Source organism: Roseivivax sp. CAU 1761 (assembly GCF_054482755.1).
This window is the reverse complement of the sequence record NZ_JBTLRM010000017.1, coordinates 1-15646: the sequence shown is the minus strand read 5'-3', so window position 1 is coordinate 15646 and position 15646 is coordinate 1. Positions and strand designations below refer to the sequence as shown.

Here is a 15646-nt window from a genome sequence, read left to right as displayed (position 1 = left end):
CCGCGCCGCCGCTCAGCCGAGGCCCACGGCGCCGCGCACCGCGGCGACGTAGGTCCCGGCGACGGCGTCGCGGTCGAGCCGGCCGCCGTCGCGGTACCAGGTCGTGACCCCGGTCAGCATCGCCAGCAGCGCCCGCGCCAGCACCGCCGCGTCGCCGATGCGGAAAAGCCCCGACGCGGCGCCGGCATGCAGGATGTCGTGCAGCAGCGCCTCGTAGCGGTCGCGCTCGGCGACGATCCGGGCGCGCGCCTCAGCGTCGAGGCTGCGCAACTCCATGTAGGCCAGGAACACGTCCTCGGGCGCCTCCATGTGGCGCAGCACGTGGAACCGCGCGAAGGCCTCGAGCCGCGCCGCGGGATCGGCGATGCCGTCGAGCGCGGCGGCCGCGTCGCGCAGGATGCGCTCCATGTGGCCCTCCATCAGGTCGACGAGGATCTCGTGCTTGGAGGCGAAGTGGTTGTAGATCGCCGAGGGCCGGATGCCGACCTCGGCGGCGATGTCGCGGACCGACACGCCGGCATAGCCGAACCGGGTGAACAGGCGCCGCGCGGCGTCGCGGATCGCGGCCTTGGTGTCCGGGCGGGCAGGGCGCTGGGGCATCGGATCTCGTGCTAACGGGCGTTCGTTCATCCACCTTACGGCGCCCGGCGCGAAAAGGCCACGGCGGCCGTGCCCGCGCGCCCAGGGGCGGCGCGGTTGTCTTTTGCGGCCCGGATTGCTAAGCGCCGGCGCGAGACCGGCCCGCCGGAGCGACCCCGTCCGGGTTGCCGGGCCGCCGATCACCGGAACACGCGACATAAATCGACGCCGGCCCGGGCCGGCCGGGACGGGACGCACATGCTTTCACTTCATGCCTATCGCGAGCAATGGTTCGGCAATATCCGCGGCGACCTCCTGTCGGGTCTGGTCGTGGCGCTGGCGCTGATCCCCGAGGCCATCGCCTTCTCGATCATCGCCGGGGTCGATCCCAAGATCGGGCTCTACGCCTCGTTCTCGATCGCCGTGGTCACCGCCATCGCCGGCGGCCGCCCCGGCATGATCTCGGCCGCCACCGCCGCCACCGCGGTGCTGATGGTCACGCTGGTGCGCGATCACGGGCTGGAATACCTGCTGGCCACCACGGTGCTGGCCGGCATCCTGCAGGTGCTCTGCGGTCTGGCGCGGCTCGGCCACCTGATGCGCTTCGTCTCGCGCTCGGTGATGACCGGCTTCGTCAACGCGCTGGCGATCCTGATCTTCATGGCGCAGATCCCCGAACTGGTGGGCGTGCCGTGGCTGACCTACCCGCTGGTCGCCGCCGGGCTCGCCATCATCTACCTGTTCCCCTACCTGACCCGCGCCGTGCCCTCGCCGCTGGTGACCATCATCGTGCTGACCGCGCTGGTGCTGACCATGGGCTGGGACGTGCGCACCGTGGGCGACATGGGCGAGCTGCCCGACACGCTGCCGATGTTCCTGATCCCCGACATCCCGCTGACCTTCGAGACCCTGACGATCATCTTCCCCTATGCCGCCGCGGTGGCCGTGGTGGGGCTTCTGGAAAGCCTGATGACCGCCAACATCGTCGACGAGCTCACCGACACCAGCTCCGACCGCAACCAGGAATGCATCGGCCAGGGCTGCGCCAATTTCGCCACCGGTTTCATCGGCGGCATGGCCGGCTGCGCGATGATCGGCCAGTCGATCATCAACGTGAAATCCGGCGGCCGCGGCCGGCTCTCCTGCTTCGCCGCCGGGGTCTTCCTGCTGTTCCTCGTGGTGGTGCTGGGCGACCTGGTGGCGCGCATCCCGATGGCGGCGCTGGTGGCGATCATGATCATGGTCTCGATCGGCACCTTCTCGTGGTCCTCGATCAAGACGCTCAAGACCCACCCGGCCTCGTCCTCGGTGGTGATGGTGGCGACGGTGGCCACCGTGGTCTTCACCCACAACCTCGCCATCGGCGTGCTGGTCGGCGTGCTGCTCTCGGGCATCTTCTTCGCCGCCAAGATCGCGCAGCTGTTCCGCGTCCGCTCCGAGCTGTCGCAGGACGGCCGCACCCGCAGCTACCATGTCGAGGGGCAGCTGTTCTTCGCCTCGGCCGAACAGTTCATGCGCGCCTTCGACTTCCGCGAGGCGGCCGAGCGCGTGGTGATCGATGTCAGCCGCGCGCATATCTGGGACATCTCCTCGGTTGCGGCGCTCGACATGGCCGTGCTCAAGTTCCGCCGGGAAGGCGCCGAGGTGGAGCTTCGCGGCATGAACGAGGCCTCCGCCACCATCGTCGACCGGCTGGGCGAACACGACAAGCCGGGTGCGATGGACAAGCTGATGGCGCATTGAGGGAGATGAGCAGATGACCGGAACCCTGATCGCGCTGGTGGACGGCTCGGCCTATTCGAAAAGCGTCTGCGACCACGCCGCCTGGATCGCCGGACGCACCGGGCTCGGGGTCGAGCTGATGCACGTGCTGGGGCGGCGCGAGACCGCGCGGGCCGAGGATCTCTCGGGCTCGATCGCGCTCGGCGCGCGCTCCGCGCTGCTGGCGGAGCTGTCCGAGCTCGACGAGCAGCGCTCCCGGCTGGTGGTGCATCGCGGCCGCGCCATTCTCGACGATGCCCGCGCCGTGCTGGACGCGGCCGGCGTGGCGGAGGCCCGCACGCATCTGCGCCACGGCGACCTGATCGAGGCGGTGGCCGAGAAGGAGGCCGGCGCCGAGATGTTCCTGATCGGCAAGCGCGGCGAGGGCGCCGACTTCGCCAAGGGACATCTGGGCTCCAACCTCGACCGGGTGATGCGCAGCACGCGCAAGCCGCTGGTGGTGGCCTCGCGCGCCTTCCGCCCGGTGCGGCGCGCGCTGATCGCCTTCGACGGCAGCCCCTCCAGCCTGCGCGCCGTCGATCACGTCGCGCGCTCGCCGCTCTATGCCGGGCTGGAATTGTGCCTCGTCACCGTGGGCCAGGACAGCGACCGGGTGGCCAAATGGCACGAGGATGCCCGCGCCATGCTGCGCGCCGCCGGCCACGAGGCGGGCGCCCGGGTGATCCCGGGCCAGCCCGAGGAAGCGCTGGGCGCGCTGGTCGAGAGCGACGGCTTCGACCTCGTGGTGATGGGGGCCTCGGGGCACAGCCGGATCCGCGCGCTCTTCGTGGGCTCGACCACGCTCGACATGATGCGCAGCTGCAAGGTTCCGATCGTCGCCATCCGCTGATCCCGCGCCCGGCGCGGGCGGGCCTCAGATCCAGCCCTTGCGCTTGAAGAACAGGTAGGGCGCGATCATCGAGCCCACCATGGCGCCGAGCACCAGCGGGTAGGCGATGCGCCAGTCGAGCTCGGGCATGTGCTCGAAGTTCATGCCGTAGATGCTGGCGATCAGGGTCGGCGGAAGGAACATCACCGCGACCACCGAGAAGGTCTTGATGATGTCGTTCTGCTCGATGGTGATGAGCCCCAGCAGCGCGTCGAGCAGGAAGGTCACCTTGGCCGAGAGCGCGGTCTCGTGCTCGAGCAGCATCTCCACGTCGCGCGCCACCATGGTCAGCGCCTCGCCGGCGCGGGGCGCCGCCTGCAGCGCCGCGAGGCCCTGCGCGAAGGCCGCGAGCCGGCCCAGCGCCACCAGGCTCTCGCGCGTCTTCGAGGCGATCTCGGCGGTGCGGCTGAGCTGCTGCATGCGGCGCCTGAGATCGCTGCTGCCGACATCGCGGGTGGTGACCTCGCGGCCGACCAGGTCGAGCTCGCGGCCCAGCGCCTCCATCACGTCGGCCAGCCGGTCGACCACCGCGTCGAGCAGGCCGGCCAGGGCGTCGGGAGGGCTCTCGCAGACCGCCGGGGTGCGCGCCGCGGTGGCCGCGAAGGCGGTCAGCGAGGCCGGTTCGGCATAGCGCAGCGTCACCAGGTGGCGGTCGCTCAGAACGAAGGTCAGGTCGGTCGAATCGGGGTAGTCGTCGGTGCTGTGGACGAGCAGCGGCAGCGTCATCACCGCGGCCGAGCCGCTGTGGTAGAGGCGGCTCGAAATCTCGATCTCGGCCATCTGGTCGCGCGTCGGGATCGTCACCTCGAGCGCCGATTCGATGGCGCGGATCTCGCCCGCGTCGGGATCGGCGAGGTCGATCCAGGCGGCGTCGGCGAGATGGGCCAGCGCCGCCTCGCCGTCGCGGATGCGGCAGGTGCCGTCGCGGCCTTGATAGATGCGGATCATCGCGCCTCCCCTCGCACAGGTGTTGCCGAACGGGGTGCCGCAGGAACGGCGTGCCGGCAAGTGTCCTGCGGGCTTTGTCGCCCGCAGGCGGACCGCTAGATAGGCAGAAACGCCCCCGGAACGAGGCCTTGCATGAACATCACCTGGTCCCTGCTGCTTGGTGCCGCGCTGCTGATCGCGGCGGCCTATTGCGCGGTGCGCGCGGTCGCCTCGGCCCGCACCCCGCAGGGCGCGGTGGGGTGGGTGATCTTCCTGATCGTGGCGCCGTGGTTCGGCGTGCCGGCCTATCTGGTCTTCGGCCACCACAAGCTGCGGCCCTATACCGAGGCGCGGCGCCGCTCGCGCGAGATGGTGACGCGGCTGACCCAGCTGGCCCGCGTGCATCCGCCCGAGCCCGCCGGCCGCGACCGGCTGCGCCCCTTCGAGACGCTGGTGCGCCTGCCCGCGGTGGGCGGCAACGATGCCCGGCTGCTGATCGACGGGGAGGCCACCTTCGCGGCCATCTTCGCCGCCATGGACCGGGCGCAATCCTATTTGCTGGTGCAGTTCTACACCATCGAGGAGGACCGCATGGGCGAGGCCCTGGCGGCCCGGCTGGTGGCGGCGGCCGGGCGCGGCGTGCGGGTGCTGATGCTCTATGACGGGGTCGGCAGCTACGGGCTGTCGCGGCGCTACACCGAACGGCTGTCCGAGGCCGGGGTGACGGTGCTCGACCCGCGCGATTCCCGCGGCCCGACCTCGCGGCTCCAGCTGAACTTCCGCAACCACCGCAAGTCGGTGGTGGTCGATGGCGAGGTCGGCTTTCTCGGCGGGCTCAACGTGACCCGCGCCTATATGGGCGAGAGCCCGACCTTCGGGCCGTGGCGCGACACCCATCTCGAGGTGCGCGGCCCGATGGTGGCGCAGCTGCAGCTCGGCTTCGTCGAGGACTGGCACTGGGCCACCGGCGAGGAGCTGGGCGACAGCATGGTCTGGAAGACCGGCATCGAATCCGCCGGCATGACCGGGCTGATCGTGCCCACCGGCCCCGGCGACCGGCTGGATACCGGGGCGCTGTTCTATTTCTCGGCGATCTCCATGGCCCGGTCGCGGGTCTGGATCGCCTCGCCCTATTTCGTGCCCGACATCGATACCATCTCGGCGCTGATCGCGGCCAAGCTGCGGGGCTGCGACGTGCGCATCCTGGTGCCCGACATGGCCGATCACTGGCTGCCCTGGCTGGCCGCCTTCTCCTATTTCGACCTGCTGCGCGCCGCCGGGGTGGAAATCCACCGCTACAAGGAAGGCTTCATGCATCAGAAGGTCGCGCTGATCGACGACGATCTCGCCGCGGTCGGCTCGGCCAATCTCGACAACCGCTCGTTCCGGCTGAACTTCGAGCTGATGGCGGTGCTGGCCGATCACGGCTTCGCGGCCGAGGTGGAGCGCATGCTCGAGGCCGATTTCGCGCGGGCGGAGCGGCTCGAGAAGCGCCTGTCCGAGCAGAAGCTGGCGGTGCGCATCGGGGCGCCGCTGGCGCGGCTGCTGTCGCCGGTGCTGTGATGAAGCTGAAGATCGCCTCCTACAACATCCGCAAGGCGGTGGGGCTCGATTACCGCCGCCGCCCCGACCGCATCCTGCACGTCCTGAACGAGATCGGCGCCGACGTGGTGGTGCTGCAGGAGGCCGACCGCCGGCTCGGCGAACGGCCGACCGCGCTGCCGCGCTTCCTGATCGAGCAGATGACCGATTACCGGATCTGCGACCTGGCGGACAACGATGTCAGCCTCGGCTGGCACGGAAACGCCATCCTGGTGCGCGAGGGGCTGGAGATGCGCATGCCGCGGCGGCTGGAACTGCCGGGGCTCGAGCCGCGCGGCGCGGTGTCGGTCACCGTCGGGCGGCTGACCGTGGTGGGCACCCATCTGGGTCTCCTGCGGCGCTGGCGGCTGCGCCAGATGCAGGCCATCCTGCGCCATCTCGAGGCCGGGCCCGAACGCGTGGTGATCGCCGGCGACTTCAACGAATGGTCGGCCATGGGGGGCTTCGCGCCGTGGCAGGACGGGCTGACCGTGGTGGCCCCCGGCGACAGCTTCCACGCCGCCCGCCCGGTGGCCTGCCTCGACCGCTTCGCGCATGGCCGGGCGGTGCGGCTGCGCGCCACCGGGGTGGTGCAGACCGCCACCACGCGGCGCGCCTCGGACCACCTGCCGGTCTGGGCGCTGGCGGAATTGCTGCGCTGACCCGGCGCGCGGCGGGTCAGCCGGGGCCCAGAAGCAGGTCGAGCGGCGGGCCGTCGGCTGCCTTGACGCGCTTGGTGACGATGTAGGTGTAATAGCGCGCCAGGCCGATCCGCGCCTCCAGCAGCGCGTCGATCAGGCGCTGGTAGCTGTCGATGTCGCGGGTCACGACCTGCAGCAAATAGTCGAAACCGCCGCCGAGCGCCCAGACCCAGGTGATCTCGTCATAGCCCTGCACGGCGCGTTCGAAGACCTGGAAATCGCCGACCTTGTGGCGGTCGAGCTCCACCGCCACGAAGACCGTGACATGCGGTCCCAGCGCCTTCAGCCCGATCCGCGCGCCATAGCCCTCGATGATGCCGGCGGTCTCGAGCTTTCTCAGCCGCTCCCAGGCCGGGGTCGCCGACAGCCCGACCTGCGCGGCAAGCTCGGCCTTGGTGATGCGGCCCTGCCGGGTCAGCACCTTGAGGATGGCAAGGTCGCGGGCGTCGAGCCTCAGCATCGCGTCAGGCCCGGATCACCGTGCCGCCGAGCCCCGGCAGGGTGGCGACGTGGCTGGCGATGGCGGTGTCCTGCGCGCCGGTGCCGGTGAGATCGGCGATGGTCACCGCGTCCTCGGAGGGCCGGCCGGGATGCGCCCCGGCCACCACGGCACCGAGCTCGGCCGGAACGCCGCCCTGCCAGAGCCCGGCGGCGCGGGCGGCGCGCAGCTCGCCCAGGCGTTCGGTCTGGCTGACGCGGTCGGCGACGTAGAGGTCGGCGGCGGTCAGGCAGGCGGGGTCGAGCTCGCCCTTGCCCTCCTGGTCGGAGCCCATGGCGGTGATGTGGAGCCCGGGATGCAGCCACTCGGCGCGCAGGATCGGCTCCCGCGCGGGCGTCGTGGTCACCACGAGCTGGCTCTCCGCCACCAGTCGCGCGGGGTCGGCGCAGGCGCTGACCGGCACGCCGAGGTCGCGTTCCAGATCGGCGGCGCAGGCGGCGGCGCGGTCCGCGTCGCGGCCCCAGACCAGCGCCCGGGCGAAGGGCCGGACGAGATGCGCCGCGCGGAGCTGCAGCCGCGCCTGCACGCCGGTCCCCATGACCCCCGCGCACTCGACCCGGTCCGGCGCCAGGTGCCGCGCCGCCACGGCGCCGGCGGCGGCGGTGCGCAGGTCGGTGAGATAGCCGTTGTCGAGAAACACCGCCTCGACCAGCCCGGTTTTGGCCGAGAACAGGATCATCAGCCCGTTCAGCGAGGGCAGGCCGAGCTTCGGATTGTCGAAGAAGCCGGGCGAGACCTTGATGGCGAAGCCGTCGAAGCCGGGGATGTAGGCGGTCTTCACGTCGACCTCGCCATGCGCCGCCTCGAGCGCCATGGACAGGACCGGCGGCATCACCACGCCGCCCGCGTCGAGCGCGGCGAAGGCGCGCTCGATCACGTCGACCAGCGCCAGATCGAGGTCGAGCGCGGCGCGCAGCTCGGATTCGGTCAGGATGCGGATGTCATGCGGCATAGGGGCTCCCCGGAACGGTCACATCGCCAAGCGTCACGTCCTGCCCGGTGACGATGCGGGTGAACAGGTCCATGTCGAGGTTGCGGCCGGTGAGGATCGTCGCCGCCGGCCCGTCGAGCGCGACCTTGCCGGCCTCGAGCGCCGCAAGACCGACCACGCAGGCGCCCTCGGCGATCAGCCGCTCCTCGAAATAGAGCCGCTGCAGGGCGCGGTAGATCTCGGCCTCGGTCACCGTCACCACCGCGTCGAGCAGGTCGCGGCACATGGCGAAGGTCAGGCGGTTCTCGGCGCCGATGCCGCCGCCGAGACTGTCGGCGAGGCTCGCCACCTCCTCGACCGCCACCGGGCGGCCGGCCTTCAGGCTCTCGGCCATCGCCGCGCCGCGGTCCATCGAGATGCCGATGACGCGGATGCCGGGCTTGATCGCCTTGGCCGCCAGGGCCACCCCGGCGGCCAGCCCGCCGCCCGAGAGCGGCACCAGCAGCGTGCCGATCTCGGGCCGGGCCTCCAGCATCTCGAGCCCGATCGTGCCCTGGCCGGCGATCACACGTGCATCGTCGAAGGGCGGGATGTCGGCCAGGCCCTCCTCGGCGGCGAGCCGCGTCGCCTCGACCTGCGCGGCATCCTGCGAGCGGCCGATGATGCGCGCCTCGGCGCCGAGCGCGCGGATGCCCGCGACCTTGGCGCGCGGCACCAGTTCGGACATGCAGATCACCGCGCGGAGGCCCTTCTCGCGCGCCGCCCAGGCCACCGCGCGGCCATGGTTGCCGGTCGAGCAGCAGGTCACGCCGGCCGCGTCGCCGGGCAGGGCGGCCACCGCGTTGAGCGCGCCGCGCAGCTTGAAGGCGCCGATCGGCTGGGCGATCTCGAGCTTCAGCCAGACAGGGTGGCCGTGGCGCCGCTCCAGATCCGGCGACGGCACCATCGGCGTGGCATCGGCGCGCCCGCGGATCGCGGCCCGGGCGGCGAAAATGTCGGCGAGCGTCACGGTCATGCGGCGGACTATGGGGCGGGGCGGCGGCGATGAAAACCCGTCCTTGCCGCCGCGGCCGGATCGCGGGGCTTCCCGCCGGCCGGGCAGCGGCGTAGCGTCGCCGCCATGACCGCCTCCGCCGCCCCTCTCGACGATCCGCGCCTGCTCTTCGACGGCGCCTATGCCTGGACCCGGCTGGCCATCACCGTGGCGGTGGCGGTGATGGGCAATGCCGGGATGTGGTCCTACATCGCGGTCATGCCCGAGGTCGCGGCCGGCTTCGGCGCCGAGCGCGGCGCGGCCTCGCTGCCCTTCACCACCACCATGCTGGGCTTTGCCGCCGGCAACCTGATGATTGGCCGCTGGGTCGACCGCTTCGGCATCACCGCCTCGCTGGTCGGCGCGGCGCTGGTCCTGGCGGCGGGCTACTGGGCCGCGGCCTTGAGCCCGTCGCTCCTGCTCCTGAGCCTCGCCCAGGCGGCGGTGGGCTTCGGCACCGCGGTCTGTTTCGGGCCGCTGATCGCCGACGTGTCGCAATGGTTCCTGCGCCGCCGCGGGCTCGCCGTGGGGATCGCCGCCTCGGGCAATTACCTTTCCGGCGCGGTCTGGCCGGTGGCGCTGGCGGCGCTCGCCGACGGCGCGGGCTGGCGCTGGAGCTACACCGCCATGGCGCTGATCACGCTCCTGTCGCTGCCGGCCCTGGCGCTGCTCCTGCGCCGCCGGCTGCCCGCAGAGGCCGCCGCCCGGGCCGAGACCCGGGCCAGCGCCCGCGCCGCCGGCAGCGGCTTCACGCCGCGCCAGCTGCAATGGCTCCTGGGCCTTGCGGGCATCGGCTGCTGCGTCGCCATGTCGATGCCGCAGGTCCATATCGTGGCGCTCTGCGTCGATCTGGGCTACGGGCCCGCGGCGGGCGCCGAGATGCTGTCGGTGATGCTGCTGGGCGGGGTCGTCTCGCGGCTGGTCTCCGGGGTGCTGGCGGACCGCATCGGCGGGGTGGCGACGCTGCTTCTGGGCTCGGTCCTGCAGATGCTGGCGCTGGCGCTCTACCTGCCGGCGGACGGGCTGACCTCGCTCTACGTGGTGAGCCTGGTCTTCGGCCTGGCGCAGGGCGGCATCGTGCCGGCCTACGCGGTCATCGTGCGGGAATACCTGCCCGCGCGCGAGGCCGGGGCGCGGGTCGGCTTCGTGATGATGATGACCATCCTCGGCATGGCGCTGGGCGGCTGGATGTCGGGGGCGATCTACGACCTGACCGGCAGCTACGCCCCGGCCTTCTGGAACGGCATCCTGTGGAACGCGCTGAACATCGGCCTCGTGGCGCTCTTGATCCTGCGCCGGCGCGGCGCGCTGCCCGCCGCCGCCTGAGCCCTAGTCGAGGAGCGCGGCGGGGAAGATCCGCGCGGCGTGCTCGGCGAGGTAGATCCGCAGCCACGGCGTGTAGCGCCCGGGCCGCGCCGCCGCGTCGCGGCGCAGTTCGGCCAGCGGCATCCAGGCCGTCTCCATCACCTCGGCGGGGTCCGGCGACAGCGCCAGATCGGCGTCCGCCTCGGCGGTGAAGAGATCGACCACCTCGTGCTCGACCAGGCCATCGCCGACCTCGGCGCGGTATTCCACCCGGTCGCGCGGGGTCAGCGACAGGCCGGCCACGCCGAGTTCCTCGGCCAGCCGGCGCCGGGCGCACGCCTCGGGCGGCTCGTTCCAGTGCGGATGGGTGCAGCAGGCATTCGCCCAGAGCCCCGGCGTGTGATACTTGCCGAGCGCGCGGCGCTGCAGCAGCACGAGGTCGCCCTTCAGCACGAAGACCGACACCGCCTTGTGGCGCAGGCCGCGGCGATGCACGGCGAGCTTCTCGACCGGCTGCAGGCGGCCGTCGATCCAGGCGGGGATCTCGATCTCGGGGGCGTCGCTCACGGCGGGTCCTTCAAGGCTGTCTGCGGGCGGGAAGGGGGCTTTCTGCCGGGCACCGGCGGCGAGGTCAATCCGGGTCGACGCGGCCGCGCATCGCCTTGACCTCGCCGCGCACCTTCTTTTCCTTCAGCCGGCGCTTCTTGGAGCCCAGCGTCGGGCGGGTGGGGATGCGCCGCTTGGGCTTTTCCAGCGCGCGCGCCACCAGCTCGGCCAGCCGGTCGCGGGCGATCTCCCGGTTGCGGGCCTGGCTGCGGGTCTCGTCGACCTGCAGGACCAGCGCGCCCTCCTTGGTCCAGCGCCGCCCGGCCAGCCGCTTCAGCCGCGCCTTGACCGGGCCCGGCAGGTTCGGCGAGCGCTCGGCCTCGAAGCGCAGCTCGACCGCGCTCGAGACCTTGTTGACGTTCTGGCCGCCCGGCCCCGAGGCGCGCATGAACTGCTCGGTGATCTCCCAATCCTCGAGCGCGATGCGGTCGCTGATCCTGAGCACGTCTGCCTCCGTTGCGGGCGGGTTCGGGCCGGAGCGGGGCCGGAGCGGCGTCCGGCCCGGTGGCGGGTTGCCGGGGGTGTAGCGCGGGGCCGCAGCCGCTGCATGCAAAAAGGGTCGCCCGGAGCGTGGACGACCCTTCGAGAACTAGGAGGCGGGGCCGGTTAGGCACGCGCCAATGTGGACCATCGTCCATCCCAGGGACTGCCCTAGGCGGCGATCCTCCGCACTGTTCCGACACCTCTCTCCAATGTTTCTCTCGACACTGGATCACCTCCTTTCTGCTGCTGAAACCGTAAGGAGGATGGTGGCACGGAATTTCTTACCGTCAAAATAATTCTGAGGGTTACGCGGCGGAAGCCCGGGATTGTGCCCAGGATACAATCATCCGGAAGGGCACCAGGGCGAGCAGCGCCAGGGCCAGCTTCACGCCCCAATCGGCAACCGCCAGCGACACCCAGAGCGGCACCACCGGGCCGGCGCCGAGCAGCGGCAGCGCCTCGTTGGCCCAGGCGACGTCGTCGAAGGGGTCGAGAACCGCGAGCTGGGCGGAAAAGGCGATGCTGAAGAACAGCGCGGTGTCGACCGTGGCGCCGATCAGCGTGGAGGCCAGCGGCGCCCGCCACCAGCGCCCGGCGCGCAGCCGGTCGAAGACCGCGACGTCGAGGAGCTGCGCCGTGAGGAAGGCCACGCCGGAGCCGATCGCCACCCGGAGCGTCACCAGCGGGCCGAACTCGCCGTCGATCTGGGTGCCGATGAAGGAGCAGACCACGCCCACCATGAACCCGGCCACCACCACCTTGCGGGCCGCGGCGGGCCCGTAGAGGCGGTTCATCAGGTCGGTGACGAGGAACGCCACCGGGTAGGTGAAGGCGCCCCAGGTCAGCCACTGGCCGAACAGGAACTGCACCAGGATGTTGGAGGCGACGACGACCGCCGCCATGGCGAGGATGCCCGGAAGATTCGCGCGCGACATGGCTGCTCCCGTTTTGCCAAGGTTGCGGGGACTTGGTCCCGGCCGCGGGACATCGCCGCGCATAGCCGGCAGCCGCCCGGCGCGCAACGATTCGGTATTCCGCCGGGGCGTCAGCCGTTGAGGCGGAACTCAACGAATTCGGTGCGCTGGAAGAACATGAAATTGTCGTCCGAGAGCATCGTCAGCACGATGCGCCCCGCCCGGTCGCGCCAGACCGCGAGCCCTTCGAGATTGTCGTAGGCGCCGGTGGCGCTGGCGAAGACCGTGCGCTCCGCCGCGGCGCCGTCGGGGCCGAACGCGAAACTGCGGACCCGGCTGCGGAAGCCGATGCCGTTGAACGACCGCTCGAGCAGGTAGAAGCGGCCGTCGGGGCCGAAATCGGCGCCGACCGGGTGGAAGCCGTCGCGCGCGGGCAGGTCGGCGGCCTGCGACCAGGCGCGGCCGTCATAGCGCCAGACCGGGATGCCGGCCGGGGTGACGCGGCGCTCCGGCACCACGTAGAGGCGCCCGCGGTCGTCGACGGCCAGCGCCTCCAGCCCGCCATTGGGGCTGAGCCTGCGGAAGGCCTCGGCACGCGGCAGGTCGCGCAGGCGCCCGCCCGGCATTAGCTCGGCCACCCGCTGGCGGCCCTCGAGGGACACGAAGCGCCGGCCGCTGGCGCTGCGGGCCAGCCCCTCGGCGTCGCGCAGCGGCTCGGGGAGGGCGGCGCCGTCGGCGCGCCGCATGCCCGCGGTCGCGGCGACCTCGACCCCGGCGATGCGGCCCTGGGCGCGGCGGAAGCGGCCCTCGACCACCAGCCCGCGATCGCCGATCGCCACGAAGCCCGCGCCGTCGGCATCGACCTCGAGCCCGGAGAAGCCGCCGAAGGCCGCGCCGCCGCCGCGCCAGACATGGCGGTCGGCATCGGGGGTCGGCGCCGGCATGCAGGCCGGTGCGATGAGCACCAGCGCTGCCGCGGCGCCCGCGCTCAGCGCGCGGCCAAGACGCCGGAGCATTGCGCAGGCAGATCGGCCAGGGTCAGGTCGCGCTTCGGCTCGGGCGTCGGCGCGTCCGGGTCGGGCGGCGGCGGGTTGAGGATGTTGTTCACCCAGGCCTGGGCGTCGGCGCAGCCGTCGCCCGGCGGCGGCGGACCCTGATTGATGCAGTAGGTGGCGCCCGGCGGGCAGGTCAGCCGGACGTGGAAATGGTAGTGATGGCCCCACCAGGGACGAATCTTGCGCAGCCAGGACCGGTCGCCGGTCTCGTCCTGGCACATCCGCACCTTGGCGCCGGGGAACAGGAAGATGCGCGCCACCCGGGGATCGCTGGCGGCCTCCTTCAGGAGGGCGTGATGGGCCGGGGTCCAGTGCTCGTTGACGAAGGCGCCGCCCTGGCGGCGCAGCGAGATCGAGGAGATGCTTTCACGTTCGGCCCGCGACAGGTTGAGCCGGGTCGGCGGCAGCAGCCAGATATCGGCGTCGAGGCCGATCTGGTGGCTGCTGTGGCCCGACAGCATCGGCCCGCCCCGGGGCTGGCTGATGTCGCCGATATAGAGCCCCGACCAGCCCGGCAGCTGCGCCGCCTTGCGCGACAGCGATTCGAGGTAGTCGATGGTGGTGGGCTGGCCCCAGTTGCGGTTGCGGCTGAGCCGCATCGCCTGCCAGGTCGGCCCGGTCTCGGGGAGCTGCACGTTGCCGGCGGCGCAGCCCTTGGCGTAGGAGCCGAAGGGCTCCGGGCGCTGCACCGAGGCGCTGCCGGCGGCGCCGAAGAGCTGCTTGGCGGATCTCGAGGAGATCACCGCCGAGACCGGGGCGGCGGCGGCCCGCGGCGCGCTCATCGCGCCTTCGAGATTGCGCGAGGGGCTGTCGCCCCCGCAGGCGGCGAGGGTCAGCGCCAGCGCGGCGCCCAGGAAGGGTCGGATCATGCTGCTCGATCTCCGTCGGGTTTGACCCAGACTAGCAGAGCCAGGCCGATCCCGAAAAGGGCGATGAGCGGCGCCACGCCCAATTGCTGCGACCCGCTGGCCCAGGTCGCCCAGGCGATCAGCGCCGGGGCCAGGAACGACGTCGCCTTGCCGGCCAGCGCGTAGAGGCCGAAGGCCTCGGTCATCCGCGCCGGGTCGGCCTGCCGCACCATCATCGTGCGCGACGCCGATTGCAGCGCGCCGCCGGCGGCGCCGATCACCGCGCCGATCAGGTAGAAGGCGATGTCGGGCGCCGGGGAGCCCGGCGCCAGCGGCAGGCCGAGCAGCGTGTCGCGGCTCACCGTGACGGTGACCAGCGCGGTCAGGGTCAGCGCCGCGATCGCGGCGGCGATCACCGGCTTCGGCCCGAAGGCGCGGTCGGCCTTGCCGCCGAGCCAGGCGAAGAGCGCGCCGGCCACGATCGCCAGGATGCCGAAGATGCCGGTATCGGTCACCGACCAGTCGAGCACGCCGGCGGCGTAGATGCCGCCGAAGGCGTACATGCCGTTCAGCGCGTCGCGGTAGAACATCGAGGAGGCCAGGTAGGCGGCCAGCGAGGGGTGGCGGGGCAGGCCGCGCAGGGTGCGGCCGAGATCGCCGAGGGCGCGGCGCACGGCGCCCGGCGGCGCCGGATGGGCGCGCGGGTCGCGCACCCAGAGGAAGAAGGGCAGCATGAAGACGGCGTACCAGATCGCGGTGAGCGGCCCGACGGCGCGGGTGCCCTCGCGGGTCTCGGGGTCGAGCCCGAAGGCCGGGGCGAGCCCCGCCACGGTGCGCCCGGTGGCGCCGCTTTCGGCCAGGAAGACCAGCATCAGCACCAGCGCGATCAGCCCGCCGACATAGCCGAAGGCCCAGCCGTCGCCGGAGATCCGGCCGATCTCCTCGCGCGGGCCGAGATCGGGCAGCATGGCGTTGGTGAAGATGGTGGCGAATTCCATGCCGATCAGGCCGAGCGCGAAGAAGCCCAGCACCTGCCAGAGCACGAAATCGCCCGGCGCCGCCGTCCAGAGCATGCCGGCGCCGGTTACGTAGCAGGCCGAGAACAGCCAGATCCAGCGCAGCCGGTTGCCGCCGGTATCGGCGAGCGCGCCCAGCACCGGGGCGAGGAGCGCGATGGCCAGGCCGGACAGCGCGATGCCGGTGGCCCAGGCGGTCTGCGCCGCGGCGCCGTCGCCGATCAGCTCCTTGACGTAGGGGGCGAAGATGAAGGTGACGAGCAGGGTGTTGTAGGGCTGGCTGGCCCAGTCGAAGAAGAACCAGCCCCAGATCCGTTTCCGCAATGTCACCGCCATGCCGTCCCCGCGCCTGCCCCGTGCTGCCCCATGCCTGCCGCGGGCGATAAGAGCCGGGCGCTGCGGCGGCTGCAAGCCATCACAAGGTCCCGGGTCCGGGGCCGCGGCGCCGGGGCGGCGGCGCGGTCGGCCCGCCGGGCGCCGCTCGGGCGCGGCGGTGTGCGCCGCGGGGCCGTGCCCGG

At 72.1% G+C, this 15646-nt stretch carries 16 protein-coding genes; 5 read left to right on the top strand and 11 right to left on the bottom strand.

Features of this window, described 5'->3' with window-relative positions:
* Positions 1-12: 12 nt before the first annotated feature.
* Complete coding sequence (locus ACXYMW_RS11745) at positions 13-600, bottom strand: TetR family transcriptional regulator (RefSeq protein ID WP_459035512.1); 588 nt, start codon at positions 598-600, stop codon at positions 13-15.
* A 237-nt stretch (positions 601-837) separates the two neighbouring features.
* On the opposite strand from ACXYMW_RS11745, the gene ACXYMW_RS11740 reads away from it, so the two are divergent.
* Positions 838-2322 carry a SulP family inorganic anion transporter gene (locus tag ACXYMW_RS11740; protein WP_459035511.1) on the top strand — a complete coding sequence of 495 codons (1485 nt, stop codon included), beginning with the start codon at positions 838-840 and terminating at the stop codon, positions 2320-2322.
* Positions 2323-2335: 13 nt separating this feature from the next.
* Positions 2336-3190, top strand: coding sequence for a universal stress protein (locus tag ACXYMW_RS11735; RefSeq protein ID WP_459035510.1), 855 nt, complete (start codon positions 2336-2338; stop codon positions 3188-3190).
* Between the two features lie 24 nt (positions 3191-3214).
* Here ACXYMW_RS11735 and ACXYMW_RS11730 read toward each other — a convergent pair whose 3' ends face one another.
* Positions 3215-4177 carry a magnesium transporter CorA family protein gene (locus ACXYMW_RS11730; RefSeq protein ID WP_459035509.1) on the bottom strand — a complete coding sequence of 321 codons (963 nt, stop codon included), beginning with the start codon at positions 4175-4177 and terminating at the stop codon, positions 3215-3217.
* Positions 4178-4309: 132 nt separating this feature from the next.
* Between ACXYMW_RS11730 and cls the strand changes: the two genes are divergently transcribed.
* Both cls and ACXYMW_RS11720 read left to right on the top strand, forming a co-directional pair.
* The gene (gene cls / locus ACXYMW_RS11725) at positions 4310-5719 is read left to right on the top strand and encodes a cardiolipin synthase (RefSeq protein ID WP_459035508.1); all 1410 of its coding nucleotides are present in this window, start codon (positions 4310-4312) and stop codon (positions 5717-5719) included.
* Positions 5719-6399 (top strand): endonuclease/exonuclease/phosphatase family protein, encoded by a 681-nt coding sequence (locus ACXYMW_RS11720; RefSeq protein WP_459035507.1) that lies wholly within the window; start codon positions 5719-5721, stop codon positions 6397-6399. The genes cls and ACXYMW_RS11720 overlap by 1 nt, the downstream gene beginning before the upstream one ends.
* Positions 6400-6415: 16 nt before the next feature.
* On the opposite strand, the gene ACXYMW_RS11715 is transcribed toward ACXYMW_RS11720, so the two are convergent.
* The 3 genes from ACXYMW_RS11715 to eutB are packed head-to-tail and all read right to left on the bottom strand — an operon-like array spanning position 6416 to position 8883.
* Positions 6416-6895: an Lrp/AsnC family transcriptional regulator gene (locus ACXYMW_RS11715; RefSeq protein WP_459035574.1), complete on the bottom strand. Its 480-nt coding sequence runs from the start codon at positions 6893-6895 to the stop codon at positions 6416-6418.
* Positions 6896-6902: 7 nt separating this feature from the next.
* Positions 6903-7889, bottom strand: coding sequence for a cyclodeaminase (locus tag ACXYMW_RS11710; RefSeq protein ID WP_459035506.1), 987 nt, complete (start codon positions 7887-7889; stop codon positions 6903-6905).
* Positions 7879-8883, bottom strand: coding sequence for a hydroxyectoine utilization dehydratase EutB (gene eutB / locus ACXYMW_RS11705; protein WP_459035505.1), 1005 nt, complete (start codon positions 8881-8883; stop codon positions 7879-7881). Before eutB ends, ACXYMW_RS11710 begins: the two co-directional genes overlap by 11 nt.
* 105 nt (positions 8884-8988) lie before the next feature.
* Between eutB and ACXYMW_RS11700 the strand changes: the two genes are divergently transcribed.
* Positions 8989-10227 carry an MFS transporter gene (locus ACXYMW_RS11700; protein ID WP_459035504.1) on the top strand — a complete coding sequence of 413 codons (1239 nt, stop codon included), beginning with the start codon at positions 8989-8991 and terminating at the stop codon, positions 10225-10227.
* A 3-nt stretch (positions 10228-10230) separates the two neighbouring features.
* Here ACXYMW_RS11700 and idi read toward each other — a convergent pair whose 3' ends face one another.
* From idi to ACXYMW_RS11670, 6 genes are all read right to left on the bottom strand, one after another.
* Positions 10231-10773 (bottom strand): isopentenyl-diphosphate Delta-isomerase, encoded by a 543-nt coding sequence (idi, locus tag ACXYMW_RS11695; protein WP_459035503.1) that lies wholly within the window; start codon positions 10771-10773, stop codon positions 10231-10233.
* Between the two features lie 64 nt (positions 10774-10837).
* Positions 10838-11257 (bottom strand): alternative ribosome rescue aminoacyl-tRNA hydrolase ArfB, encoded by a 420-nt coding sequence (gene arfB / locus ACXYMW_RS11690; protein ID WP_459035502.1) that lies wholly within the window; start codon positions 11255-11257, stop codon positions 10838-10840.
* A gap of 343 nt (positions 11258-11600) precedes the next feature.
* Complete coding sequence (locus ACXYMW_RS11685; protein ID WP_459035501.1) at positions 11601-12230, bottom strand: queuosine precursor transporter; 630 nt, start codon at positions 12228-12230, stop codon at positions 11601-11603.
* Positions 12231-12340: 110 nt separating this feature from the next.
* Positions 12341-13225 (bottom strand): esterase-like activity of phytase family protein, encoded by an 885-nt coding sequence (locus tag ACXYMW_RS11680; protein WP_459035500.1) that lies wholly within the window; start codon positions 13223-13225, stop codon positions 12341-12343.
* Positions 13198-14046 (bottom strand): penicillin-insensitive murein endopeptidase, encoded by an 849-nt coding sequence (mepA, locus tag ACXYMW_RS11675; RefSeq protein WP_459035573.1) that lies wholly within the window; start codon positions 14044-14046, stop codon positions 13198-13200. The genes ACXYMW_RS11680 and mepA overlap by 28 nt, the downstream gene beginning before the upstream one ends.
* 83 nt (positions 14047-14129) lie before the next feature.
* On the bottom strand, positions 14130-15464 hold the full coding sequence (locus tag ACXYMW_RS11670) for an MFS transporter (RefSeq protein ID WP_459035499.1): 1335 nt from the start codon (positions 15462-15464) through the stop codon (positions 14130-14132).
* Positions 15465-15646 lie beyond the last annotated feature (182 nt).